Source organism: Flavobacterium sp. AC105 (assembly GCF_979258495.1).
The window spans coordinates 82434-94172 of record NZ_OZ409860.1 but is presented as its reverse complement, the minus strand read 5'-3'; the positions used below and the strand labels follow the sequence as shown (position 1 = coordinate 94172).

Annotated in this window: 13 protein-coding genes; 10 read left to right on the top strand and 3 right to left on the bottom strand. The window is 31.4% G+C overall.

Annotated features, from left to right (window positions below; genetic code table 11):
* Positions 1 to 78: 78 nt before the first annotated feature.
* From ACZ0AH_RS00470 to ACZ0AH_RS00435, 8 genes are all read left to right on the top strand, one after another.
* On the top strand, positions 79 to 801 hold the full coding sequence (locus tag ACZ0AH_RS00470; RefSeq protein WP_463473937.1) for a hypothetical protein: 723 nt from the start codon (positions 79 to 81) through the stop codon (positions 799 to 801).
* An 18-nt stretch (positions 802 to 819) separates the two neighbouring features.
* Positions 820 to 1215, top strand: coding sequence for a hypothetical protein (locus tag ACZ0AH_RS00465; RefSeq protein ID WP_463473936.1), 396 nt, complete (start codon positions 820 to 822; stop codon positions 1213 to 1215).
* Between the two features lie 2 nt (positions 1216 to 1217).
* Positions 1218 to 1613, top strand: a complete 396-nt coding sequence (locus tag ACZ0AH_RS00460; RefSeq protein ID WP_463473935.1) for a hypothetical protein — start codon at positions 1218 to 1220, stop codon at positions 1611 to 1613.
* Between the two features lie 2 nt (positions 1614 to 1615).
* Positions 1616 to 2014, top strand: coding sequence for a hypothetical protein (locus ACZ0AH_RS00455; protein ID WP_463473934.1), 399 nt, complete (start codon positions 1616 to 1618; stop codon positions 2012 to 2014).
* A 5-nt stretch (positions 2015 to 2019) separates the two neighbouring features.
* Positions 2020 to 3963 (top strand): M43 family zinc metalloprotease, encoded by a 1944-nt coding sequence (locus ACZ0AH_RS00450; RefSeq protein ID WP_463473933.1) that lies wholly within the window; start codon positions 2020 to 2022, stop codon positions 3961 to 3963.
* Between the two features lie 183 nt (positions 3964 to 4146).
* On the top strand, positions 4147 to 4911 hold the full coding sequence (locus ACZ0AH_RS00445) for a T9SS type A sorting domain-containing protein (protein WP_463473932.1): 765 nt from the start codon (positions 4147 to 4149) through the stop codon (positions 4909 to 4911).
* A 108-nt stretch (positions 4912 to 5019) separates the two neighbouring features.
* Positions 5020 to 6003, top strand: coding sequence for a UDP-glucuronic acid decarboxylase family protein (locus tag ACZ0AH_RS00440; protein WP_463473931.1), 984 nt, complete (start codon positions 5020 to 5022; stop codon positions 6001 to 6003).
* A 12-nt stretch (positions 6004 to 6015) separates the two neighbouring features.
* Positions 6016 to 6783 carry a glycosyltransferase family 2 protein gene (locus ACZ0AH_RS00435; RefSeq protein ID WP_463473930.1) on the top strand — a complete coding sequence of 256 codons (768 nt, stop codon included), beginning with the start codon at positions 6016 to 6018 and terminating at the stop codon, positions 6781 to 6783.
* A gap of 205 nt (positions 6784 to 6988) precedes the next feature.
* On the opposite strand, the gene ACZ0AH_RS00430 is transcribed toward ACZ0AH_RS00435, so the two are convergent.
* Positions 6989 to 8299 carry a phenylacetate--CoA ligase family protein gene (locus ACZ0AH_RS00430; RefSeq protein ID WP_463473929.1) on the bottom strand — a complete coding sequence of 437 codons (1311 nt, stop codon included), beginning with the start codon at positions 8297 to 8299 and terminating at the stop codon, positions 6989 to 6991.
* A gap of 133 nt (positions 8300 to 8432) precedes the next feature.
* On the opposite strand from ACZ0AH_RS00430, the gene purD reads away from it, so the two are divergent.
* Positions 8433 to 9707, top strand: coding sequence for a phosphoribosylamine--glycine ligase (gene purD, locus ACZ0AH_RS00425; RefSeq protein WP_463473928.1), 1275 nt, complete (start codon positions 8433 to 8435; stop codon positions 9705 to 9707).
* On the opposite strand, the gene ACZ0AH_RS00420 is transcribed toward purD, so the two are convergent.
* On the bottom strand, positions 9699 to 9929 hold the full coding sequence (locus tag ACZ0AH_RS00420; RefSeq protein WP_395331012.1) for a DUF6341 family protein: 231 nt from the start codon (positions 9927 to 9929) through the stop codon (positions 9699 to 9701). The two genes, purD and ACZ0AH_RS00420, sit on opposite strands and share 9 nt — an antisense overlap.
* A 140-nt stretch (positions 9930 to 10069) precedes the next feature.
* On the opposite strand from ACZ0AH_RS00420, the gene ACZ0AH_RS00415 reads away from it, so the two are divergent.
* Positions 10070 to 10999, top strand: coding sequence for a DUF6427 family protein (locus ACZ0AH_RS00415; protein ID WP_463473927.1), 930 nt, complete (start codon positions 10070 to 10072; stop codon positions 10997 to 10999).
* Here ACZ0AH_RS00415 and upp read toward each other — a convergent pair.
* The gene (gene upp, locus ACZ0AH_RS00410; RefSeq protein WP_463473926.1) at positions 10994 to 11647 is read right to left on the bottom strand and encodes a uracil phosphoribosyltransferase; all 654 of its coding nucleotides are present in this window, start codon (positions 11645 to 11647) and stop codon (positions 10994 to 10996) included. The two genes, ACZ0AH_RS00415 and upp, sit on opposite strands and share 6 nt — an antisense overlap.
* Positions 11648 to 11739: the final 92 nt, after the last annotated feature.

Genomic DNA, 11739 nt, shown 5'->3' with positions numbered 1-11739 from the left:
TACTAATAAAAAAAGTATTTAACATTATTAATATAAGAAAAATACTATATTTAAAAAATTAATTTAAATATAATTATTATGAAAAAATTATTCTTATTAGTTGCTTTCTTTATCTCAGGTATGTGTTTTGCACAAATTTATACTCCATATGGTATAACAAATGCTACAACAAATTCAAGCACAACAAGTAATGTTGGTATAGGTATAAATAACCCTTCAGCGAAACTTGAAGTAATTGGTGATATTTCCAGTAATTGGATAAATCAAAGAATTGGTTTTGACACAAAAGATAATTTTACAAATTCAACAGGAGTTATTGCCCATTATGGAATGTCATCTACTCGAAATTTATCTGGGCATCCTATTATCTCTCATTCTGGTTTTTACGGTATAAATTTTTATACAAATGGAAGTGAAAAAATGAGAATTAGCGATGGAGGAAATGTTGGTATTGGCTCTTTAAATCCAGACGAAAAACTTACTGTAAAAGGAAAAATTCATGCTGAAGAAGTTACAGTTGATTTACTTATCCCTGCTGATTATGTTTTTGAGAAATATTATACAGGTACTTCTTCTTTAAAATCAGATTATGTAATGCCAACATTAGCTGAAATCGAAAATTATACTAAAGAAAATAACCATCTGCCAAACGTTCCTTCTGCACGGGAAATTAAGGAAAAAGGATTACAGTTAGGAGAAATGAGTAACATTTTGTTGCAAAAAATAGAAGAGTTAACGCTTTATATAATTGAACAAAATAAAAAAATTGAAGCTTTAGAAATGAAAGTAAACAAGCAATAATTGAAGTTGTAATTACAGATGAAAAATCTTAAACGAATATTCTTATTTCTAATTTTGGTATGTTTTTATAGTTGTGCAGAATTTCAATATGCTTATCAAAGCGCCTATGAAAAAGAAAACAAAACAAGTGATTTTTGCCCTAAAATCTATGGTGAATGGGAAGCTTGTAACGCTTACTCACAAACTTCTCCAAAGAAAAAGAAACAGATATACAACTTTGATATCAATGGAACACTTACTGTTGATGGATTCACACTTTCATATAAATTAGAACAAAGTTGCTCAAAATTATTTATTAATAATGAGTCAACATATACTTCTGTAGAATTAAGAAAAGATTCACTGTTTATAAGATCAAATAACGACTATCTATCTTCTGACCCATTTATTCTTATTCTAAAAAAAATCAAATAATTATGAAAAAACTTAGAGTATTGTTCTTGTTTCTGATTTTATTAAGCTTTAGTAATTGTGCCGAATTTCAATATGCGGCAAGAAGACAAAGCCAAACGTATAGTATTCAAAATTGTAAAGAAATTTATGGAAAATGGGAAAGTTTTAGTGAAGACCTCGATCTTGAAAATGGGGAACAAAAGCTTAAACCTAAAATATGGATTTTTAACGAAGACGGAACACTTATAAAAGACAATGAAATAATGACTTTTAGAATAGAAGATGATTGTTCAAAATTAATTGTTGGAACCGATTCTCCTTCTTTTGTGATAAGACAGACTAAAGACACATTGCATTTATTCAGAAGTTCAAACTATAGTATAGGGTCATATGGTATTCGCTTAAAAAAAATCAAATAATTATGAAACACTTTAAAGTAACCTTCATATTTCTGATTTTGATATGTTTTTATAGTTGTGCAGAATTTCAATATGCCTCCGGAAGCAATAATGCATGCCTTAAAGAAATTATTGGAAAATGGGAAGTTGTAGATTCATACAATTCATTAAATATAAAAAAACCAATAGGAAAAATAATTGAACCTGAACCTGAACCCGAACAACAAATCTGGATTTTTACTGAAGACGGTGTGCTAAATATAGGAACCACATCAGCGCAGTATGAATTACAGAATTATTGTAGAGAATTAAAAATCGAAACCGGAGAACGTACGATTGTTTTAGGAATTCTACTAGAGAATGGTAATATGAGTTTAACTGCCTATGAAAGTGGTACTACACTAAAAAAATATAATAATTAACTAATATGAAAAAGTATATAAGCCTGATTATTTTTCTGTTGATAAGTACTTTCTGTTATTCACAAAAGTGTTTGACAGATGAGTATTTTCAAGAAAATAAAAATAAAGACCCTCAATTAGAGCAAAGGGTTAGAAATATTATAGCCAGTTTTAAAAACAATGAAACAAATGAAACAAAAAAATTATCTGCTACGCAGGAAATAATTGGAGAAGAAATAATCGTAATCCCAGTAGTTTTTAATGTGGTTCATAATGGCGAACCTGTAGGAACAGGGAGAAATATATCAATGAATAAGATTGAAGAACAAATTAATATATTGAATGAATACTATAGTGGAAAATATGGTGGTGTAGATACTAGAATTAGATTTTGCCTTGCAAAACAAAATACAGTAGGGCAAGCTACAACAGGTGTTAATCGTTTTTTTGGAAAACCATCGTACAATGTCTTTTTTGAATATAAAGGCAGAACTTATCTGGACTCTGACAATGACATTGAAATAAAAAAGCATATTGCATCGGGTTTTCCTAAAAATTTTTATTTAAATGTTTGGACAGCTGATATATTGTATTCTTTTGCTGATACTATAGGGGGATACTCTTCCTTGCCCTGGGAAGAAGATACAGTTAAAGACGGTATTGCTTTAAATGGTGTTGTTTTGGATTATCTAGATGTTGGAATTAATATAGCAGCAGGTTCTAATGGAAGTACTATGGTACATGAAGCAGGCCATTGGTTAGGACTTTATCATGTTTTTAGTAATCCTGATGAAAAGAGTTGTGCTGTGAGAGCTAATACTCCTTGTGATCTCGAGGGAGATATGCTTTGTGATACAGATTTAGTCCCGGAAAACGGGATTATAAACATTGCACCAGGAAATTGCTTGGGATATAAATGCAATGGGCAGACAACAAATGTAGTTCAAAATATTATGGACTATCAAAATTCATCAAGGCTATATTGCCAAACAAAATTCACAGAAGGACAGAAAAGAAGAATGAAAAGTATATTATCCTATTACAGACCATCGATTTATAATCAAGGTATGATAATGGATCTTATTTCATGCAAAAATTTTGCTATGGGAGGCGGAGGCGGAGGATGTAGTGAAGATGCTACTTTACCGGTTCAAAAAATAATTAAACCAACTGTTTATCAGGACTTATCGCAATTTGTTGGTGCATCAGTAAAATTTGGTCAAAGACTAGAAGTCAATGATAAATGGTTAGTCACAATATATAATACCACAGCATATTACGATGTTGCAACTCCAAAACCAGTGGGTTCTATTGCAAATTCTCTTGTTATTTATAAACGCGAAGGTTGTAAATATGCATTGCATCAAATGATTGATATACAACTTAATAATACTCAACAAACAACTGATTTCGGTTTACTATTAAATGGAAATGAAATAGTTATAAGTTCAAGTATAAGAGATGAAGTTTATATATGTCGTTTAAATGAATCAAATGATAAATGGGGTATAGTACAACAAATTCCTAACATTACACCAGCAAGTGAAGTTGGAAGTAGTACCTATACAATCGGTAGGTTTTTATTTATCTTAGAAAGAGTTGCTAGTGGTAATAATATGTTCAGAGTGTATTATAAAAACGATAATGGTGCATATGTTTTTCATCAAAATATTGCAGTCTCTGGATTTAGTATGCCTAGTTATGGAAAACTTTTACAATCCGGAAATTTTAAAAAAGGAATTGTAAATTTTAATTCGGGTACGTTTATAGGATCTTATGATCCACCAGAAATTTTAGTATCCAGATATAATGGAACTGGTTTTGTTATGCTGGAATTAAACAGTAATAATATGTGGACTTTTGGAAATGCAATACAACCTACCGGAATGCCTGCTGGAGAAGGTACACTTGATATTGAAATGTCTAAAGATTTTATTCATATATTAACAAGTGCTCAAACAGGACCTTAGGGATCTTTACATGACATATTGTATTTATATTCATATAGAATAACTCCAAATAGTTCAAACCCATTCCAAAGTTCTTATAATAAACAAGCATTAATTAGTAGTACTGATGCTATATATCAAGATGTTAAATTACAAGTGTTTAATGATCAGTTTTTATTTGTTGACAATACAAAATTCCAACCTATGAGTTTATTTTATAACTCAAATTCTGGTACAACTAGTTTTCCTAATTGGCAAAAAAAGGGAAGTAAAAAGATAACTTGTGCAAATTCCACAGGAGAGCCAGACGATTTTGAAGTATTTGGTAATTTGTTGTTTTATGGATATGGAGAATCTTTGATTCAAATTTATAATATGTCAGATATTCTTAGTAGGGAAGGCTATGATCAAACGTTTATTAACAATTCAGATTTTTACAATAAAAAGATAAGTTTGGTACCGGATAATTATACTACTTCAGCTGAAAAAATAACAATAGGAGAATCTATTCCAATTGCATTTAATTATGTAGAAAAAGAGTTTGTAGCAAACACAAAAATTGTTCTAAAACCAGGTACATCAATATCCAGAGGTTCAAAAATTAAATTAAAAATTTCGGATAATTTCAGTCTTTGCAATTCAATTGTAACATCTAAAAAAAGCAATGATGAATCAGATATTATGCGTGATTATTTAAGTGAGAGAGAAGATGAAAATTTTGATAAGTCGAAATCAAAAGTATTACTGTATCCAAATCCAAACTCAGGTGTTTTTACCATACATTTAGGAAGAGAAAATGATAAACCAATTAGTTGTGATATTTATAATAGTACGGGACAGTTAGTATACCAAGTAATTACAGAGAAATCAATTATTGAAATCAATTTATCAAATTTACCTGTAGGTAATTACATAGCGAAGGTAAAAGGGGATAATTATAATGAAGCAATTAAATTCATAAAACAATAAATGAATTAAAATAGTTTAAAAACTGCCTAATTTTAGGCAGTTTTGTTTTTTATAATAGTTTCTATAATTTTCAAATCGCTTACATTTGTGCAGAATAAAGAACCAACTATGAAAAGAATACTTATTACCGGAGCAGCAGGATTTTTAGGATCACATTTATGTGACCGATTCATTAAAGAAGGTTATTTTGTTATTGGAATGGACAATCTGATTACCGGAGATCTTAAAAATATTGAGCATTTATTCAAGTTAGAAAATTTCGAATTTTATCATCATGACATTACCAAGTTTGTTCATGTTCCTGGTGATTTAGATTATATTTTGCATTTTGCTTCTCCGGCAAGCCCTATAGATTATTTAAAAATCCCGATTCAAACCTTAAAAGTTGGATCTCTTGGAACGCATAATTTATTAGGTTTAGCGCGAGTAAAAAAAGCGAGGATTTTGATTGCTTCAACATCTGAAGTATACGGAGATCCATTGGTTCATCCTCAAACCGAAGAATATTACGGAAATGTAAATACAATTGGCCCACGTGGCGTTTATGATGAAGCCAAACGTTTTCAGGAATCCATTACAATGGCCTATCATACTTTTCATGCTGTAGAAACCAGAATCGTTCGTATTTTTAATACATACGGTCCAAGAATGCGCTTAAATGACGGGCGTGTAATTCCGGCTTTTATTGGTCAGGCTTTGCGCGGAGAAGATTTAACGATTTTTGGAGATGGAATGCAAACGCGTTCTTTTTGTTATGTAGACGATCAGGTGGAAGGTATTTTTAGATTATTACATTCAGATTATGTATATCCGGTAAATATTGGAAATCCGGACGAAATCACCATTAAAGATTTTGCTGAGGAGATTATTAAACTGACAGGAACGAATCAAAAAGTGGTGTATCATCCGTTACCAATAAATGATCCTTTACAACGTCAGCCAGACACTACAAAAGCTAAAGAATTATTAGGCTGGGAAGCAAAAGTGAGTCGTTCAGAAGGAATGAAAATCACCTATGATTATTTCAGATCACTTTCAAAAGAAGAACTTTCAAAAGAAGAGCATAAAGATTTTTCAAGTTATATAAAATAATCCAGAGCGTTAATGAGTGAATTAGTTTCGATTATAACGCCAACTTATAATGCTGAGAAGTTCATTAGAAAAACTTTAGAATCAGTTCAGGATCAGAGTTATAAAAACTGGGAAATGATTTTGGTTGATGATGCTTCGACGGATGAAACGGTTAAAATAATAAATGATTTTGCTGAAAAAGATAACAGAATAAAACTGTTTCAATTACCAAAAAATTCAGGAAATGGTTTTGCGCGAAATGTAGCTTTAGAAAAAGCCACCGGAAAATACATTGCTTATTTAGATGCTGATGATTTGTGGTTTCCGATGAAGTTAGAAAAGCAAATTCAGTTTTTAAAAGAGAATAATTTGCCCTTTACTTTTAGTTTTTATGATTGTATAGACGAACAAGGAAACAATTTAAACAGGCGAGTTGAAGCTCCATTAAATTTAACGTATAACCAATTGTTTTTTTGCAATTATGTTGGCAATTTAACTGCTATTTACGATGCTGATTATTTCGGAAAAATTGTAATTGAAGCCACTCAAAAAAGACAAGACTGGCGATTGTGGCTTACTATTTTAAAGCAAATTCAGGTTACCAAACCTGTTCCGGAACCGTTAGCTTTTTACAGAATTAGAAAAGATTCTATTTCGTCTTCAAAATTTAAATTAATCAAACACAACTTTGGTGTTTACAGAGATTTTCACGGTTTTAATTTCGTGAGCTCTGTTTTGCTGATGATTCGGTTTTTGTTTACTCAGTTGGTTATAAAACCAAGATATATAAAGAAAGTTTAGTATTCTTTAAGGTCGCAATTTGCGACCTTAAAGAATTTCGTTCAGAATTGGAGGTCACAATTTGTAACCTCCAATTTTCAAATCTGATTTATTCAGTTCAAACACAACATCTTCTTGAAAACTTGAAGTCGCAATTTGCGACTTCAAGTTTAGAAATTTAATTCTCTAAGGTCACAATTTGTGACCTTGAACATTTTATTTATATTTACAAATACGATTTAAACTGTTTTAATTTTCCGCGATTGGTTCTTTCTAAAACTGTTTTTCTGGTAAAAGTGAAGTTTAAATTGGGTTCAAGATATAATGCAATTGCTTCTTCAATTTTCTGAATTTGATCTGAGACTAATGCTATTTCAGAAACATATTCAATTTCAAAGGTATCTAATTGTGTCTGTTTGATGATAAATTCTTTTACATTTCCGTCATCTTCAATGATGCTTTTGGTCACATAATAAAAAGTCAATCCGGGCGATTTTTTTCCGCTTGGTAAAATCGCAATGTCATTGGTTCTGCCAATAAGTTTTTTAAGAATCGGTTTTTGAGGCGTGCTTTTTTTGTCTAAAATTCCAATATCGCCGATTTCATATCTTATAAAAGGATTCGCCTTATTAAATAAAGAAGTAATCACAATTCGGCCTTCTTCCCCGTAAGGGAGAACTTGATTATTTTCATCTAAAATTTCGACAAAAAGCGTTTCAGCATTTACTTGCCATTCGCCTTTTGGGTTTTCAAAAGCAATTAAATCCAATTCTGAAGCTCCGTATTCATTGATAATCGGAATTCCAAATTGTTTTTCTAAGAGTTTTTTATCTGATTCAAAAAGCATTTCTGAAGTAACAAAACAAGCTTTTAAAGTGGGACAAATTTCATTTAAAATAATATTTTTCTGTTCTAAATATTTAGCAAATAAAACGATCGAACTAGTATAACCGTTGAGGTAATCGAATTTTTTCGATTTGAATTTCTTCAAGAATTTCTCCAAAACTTCATCTGATAAATCGAAAACCGGAAACCGAAAACGATGACTCAAAAAATCTTTAAAACGTTCTTTTTGATATCCAATAAAATCCATCGGAATGCCATAAAAACGTGCTTGGTACGAATGATTAAAATCAATCCCGAACCAGCCAAAACGCATAATATTCGAAGCCCAAGTTAAAGCATGAGCATATTTATCTTTCGCAAAAACAAAAGGCGTTCCGCTGGATCCTGATGTTTTGTTGAGGTAAACATTCTTTAAAGTATATCCTTTTGAAAGCCTTTCTTCAAGTGGTTTTTGTAGATTTTGTTTGTTCAAAATAGGTAAGTTTTCCCATTTCAAATCTGTTTTATTCCCGACTAATGCTGCGTAGAAAGGGTTATTTTCTAAATGAAAAGCGACAATTTCTTCTTTTTTATTCTGAAGAAAAACAACATATTCTTCTTCAGATAAATTCACGATTGAATCTAATTCGGCTTTGGCTTTCTTTATCGGAAAACCATTTAACTGTAATGTAAGATCAAAAAGTGAAAGCATTTTGAGGAAAATTTTCGTCAAAAATAATACTATCCAATTACTAACAGAGAAGAATCACGAACTTTTTAAGATTTAATTATTTTTTACGTACAAAAGCAATTATTTTTGCACCACAACTAAATACAACTATAACATGACAATTTTACTATTGGGATCAGGCGGAAGAGAACATGCTTTTGCGTGGAAAATGATTCAGAGTCCGCTTTGCGAAAAACTTTTTGTTGCACCAGGAAATGCGGGAACAGCTGCAATTGCTACAAATGTGGCAATGTCTCCAACTGATTTTGAAGCGATAAAAACATTCGTATTGCAGGAAAACGTAAAAATGGTTGTCGTTGGGCCGGAAGATCCTTTGGTTAAAGGGATTTACGATTATTTTAAAAATGACGAAAGTTTACAACATATTCCGGTTATTGGGCCATCAAAATTGGGGGCTCAATTAGAAGGAAGTAAGGAATTTGCTAAAGAATTCCTGATGAAACACAACATTCCAACAGCTGCTTACGATAGTTTTACTGCCGAAACGGTTGAAAACGGATGTGCATTTCTTGAAACTTTACAACCTCCATATGTTTTAAAAGCGGATGGATTGGCTGCAGGAAAAGGAGTTTTGATTATTCAGGATCTAGAAGAAGCTAAAACGGAATTGAGAAACATGTTGGTTCACCAAAAATTTGGAGCAGCAAGTTCTAAAGTGGTTATCGAAGAATTTTTGGACGGAATCGAATTAAGCTGTTTTGTTTTGACTGACGGAAAAAGCTATAAAATTCTTCCAACGGCAAAAGATTACAAACGTATTGGCGAAGGTGATACAGGATTAAATACAGGCGGAATGGGAGCAGTTTCTCCGGTTCCTTATGTCGATGCTGTTTTGATGGAAAAAATCGAAACAAGAATCGTAAAACCAACAATCGAAGGTTTCCAGAAAGACGGAATCGAATACAAAGGTTTTGTATTTATTGGTTTGATCAATGTAAAAAACGAACCAATTGTTATTGAATACAACGTGAGAATGGGTGATCCTGAAACAGAAGTTGTGGTGCCAAGATTAAAATCGGATTTAGTTGAATTGTTCCTTTCAGTTGCAAATCAGGAATTAGATTCTTTCGATTTAGAAGTTGATCCAAGAAGTGCGACCACAATTATGGTAGTTTCCGGCGGATATCCTGAAGATTTTGAAAAAGGAAAAGTAATTACAGGATTAGAAAATATTACAGATTCGATAGTTTTTCATGCCGGGACAAAATTAGATGGCAAAAATGTCGTTAGTAATGGAGGACGTGTATTGACTGTAACATCATATGGAGATGATTTCCAGCAGGCCATAAAAAAATCTTACCAAAATATAGATAAACTAAATTTTGATAAGATGTATTTTAGAAAAGATATTGGCTTCGACTTACTTTAAAAAAGAGTGAGCCGTTGTATCTTGGTTTTCTGTTCCTGCAGCATCAAAAATGCGTAATTGTTTAATCCAATAAACGATTGCGCATGCACAGATGATCATAAAAATCCAGTTAATTGTGTTTGCACCAAACCATGTAATACGTTCTAAATGACGTAAAAAATCAAGAGGAGCAAATAAAATGTTAACGAATAAGTATTGTATTCCTTCAAAAAAAGCTGTCATAATTTATAAAATTATATGTTATTTATTGTTGTGTAACGCATTGAAGTTAAAATCCAAATAATAGAATCTTTTTTCAACTTGTTGGTTTTTCCTTTTAAACAAGTATTATATTTACAATCACAAAAGTATAAAATATCCTTATGATAACAAGTGTTTTTAAAAAATCTACGCCATTAAATTATTCATTGGTTGTAATTTTAATACTGGTTTTCTTTTTTCTGTTTGAAATTCAGGATCCGTCCTGGATGAATTCTTATTTTCTGGAGTTTCAAAAAATAAGTTTACTGCTCTTTTTACTAGGCTCTTTTTTTATGATTAATTTTATTGTAAAAAAGAACGGACTCAGTAAAGACAACGGTTACACGATACTTTTTTTCTTATTGTTTATATTATTTTTCCCCACGATATTCAATAATCCCAATGTAATATATGCCAACTTTTTTCTGTTGCTGGCACTCCGAAGATTAATTTCATTACAATCCTTAAAAGCTTCAAAAGAAAAAATATTTGATGCGGCTTTTTGGATTTTTGTAGCTTCTTTATTTCAGTTTTGGTGTATTCTTTTTATTATTCTGGTTTTTATATCAATTGTTTTTCACGTTTCAAGAGATTATAGAAACTGGGTTTTGCCATTTATAGCGCTTCTTGCCGTTGCAATGGTTTTTTTATTGGTGTCTTTAATCTTTCATATCGATGCAATTGCATTTTTTGAAAAACGAGCTGTAGTCGATTTTAACATCGATTATTTCAAAAACAATTACGAAAACGGAGCACTCTCTATATATGTATCTGTTGCATTATTTTTTGTTGTTTCGATGGTAACAACTTTGTCAAACAGGGCACAAATAGTGCACACATCTTATAAAAAAATTGTTGCCTGTTTTTTTATTGCAGCTGCAGTTTATATTATTTCGCCTAACAAAAGCAATGATATACTGCTTTTTAGTATTACACCATTAGCGATTATGGCATCAAGTCATGTTGAATATGTGCAGCAAAAACTTAATAACGAAATTGTATTTTACGTACTTATTTTGTGTAGTTTATTTCTATTTTTCGCTCAATTATAATTTACTGCCATAAGCAAGATCCCCTGCATCGCCAAGTCCTGGAATAATGTAGTTTTTATCATTTAATTTCTCGTCTAAAGAAGCAATCCATAAATGACAGTTGTCAGGAAGATTTTTTTCAAGATAAGCAACACCTTCCGGAGCGGCAATAACGACAACAATATGAATTTCGCTTGGAGTTGCATTCTGAACCAGTTTTTCATGAACCGCTACAATCGATTGTCCGGTGGCCAGCATAGGGTCAAGAAGTAAAACCGTTTTGTTGTTTATGTTCGAAAGCGCCTGATATTCAACTAGAATTTCAAATTCATGATCATTATTAGGATGATGCCTGCAAGCCGAAACAAAACTATTTTCGGCATGATCAAAATAATTCAGAAAACCATTATGAAGCGGTAATCCGGCTCTTAAAATGGAACATAAAACCAAATCGCTTTCTATTTCGGTTGTCTTTTTCGTGCCAAGCGGAGTTTGAATATCTACATTTTTATAGACCAATTCCTTACTCAGTTCATACGCCATAATTTCACCAATTCGTTCAATATTTCTTCGAAAACGCATGCTGTCGTTCTGAACGTTAATATTCCTGATTTGACTTAAAAAGTGGTTCAAAACGCTATTTTTTTCAGAGATATAATGGATTTTCATAATAAAATTTTAGAATTATCAATGGTTACAATACGATAACGAAAAATTATTCGTTTTATTCGCACGATAAAAGTATAAAAAGTATCTTTGTA

Coding starts and splice junctions, on each gene's coding strand:
- ACZ0AH_RS00470 (WP_463473937.1), top strand. CDS start 79: ATGAAAAAATTATTCTTATTAGTTGCTTTCTTTATCTCAGGTATGTGT.
- ACZ0AH_RS00465 (WP_463473936.1), top strand. CDS start 820: ATGAAAAATCTTAAACGAATATTCTTATTTCTAATTTTGGTATGTTTT.
- ACZ0AH_RS00460 (WP_463473935.1), top strand. CDS start 1,218: ATGAAAAAACTTAGAGTATTGTTCTTGTTTCTGATTTTATTAAGCTTT.
- ACZ0AH_RS00455 (WP_463473934.1), top strand. CDS start 1,616: ATGAAACACTTTAAAGTAACCTTCATATTTCTGATTTTGATATGTTTT.
- ACZ0AH_RS00450 (WP_463473933.1), top strand. CDS start 2,020: ATGAAAAAGTATATAAGCCTGATTATTTTTCTGTTGATAAGTACTTTC.
- ACZ0AH_RS00445 (WP_463473932.1), top strand. CDS start 4,147: ATGAGTTTATTTTATAACTCAAATTCTGGTACAACTAGTTTTCCTAAT.
- ACZ0AH_RS00440 (WP_463473931.1), top strand. CDS start 5,020: ATGAAAAGAATACTTATTACCGGAGCAGCAGGATTTTTAGGATCACAT.
- ACZ0AH_RS00435 (WP_463473930.1), top strand. CDS start 6,016: ATGAGTGAATTAGTTTCGATTATAACGCCAACTTATAATGCTGAGAAG.
- ACZ0AH_RS00430 (WP_463473929.1), bottom strand. CDS start 8,299: ATGCTTTCACTTTTTGATCTTACATTACAGTTAAATGGTTTTCCGATA.
- purD (WP_463473928.1), top strand. CDS start 8,433: ATGACAATTTTACTATTGGGATCAGGCGGAAGAGAACATGCTTTTGCG.
- ACZ0AH_RS00420 (WP_395331012.1), bottom strand. CDS start 9,929: ATGACAGCTTTTTTTGAAGGAATACAATACTTATTCGTTAACATTTTA.
- ACZ0AH_RS00415 (WP_463473927.1), top strand. CDS start 10,070: ATGATAACAAGTGTTTTTAAAAAATCTACGCCATTAAATTATTCATTG.
- upp (WP_463473926.1), bottom strand. CDS start 11,647: ATGAAAATCCATTATATCTCTGAAAAAAATAGCGTTTTGAACCACTTT.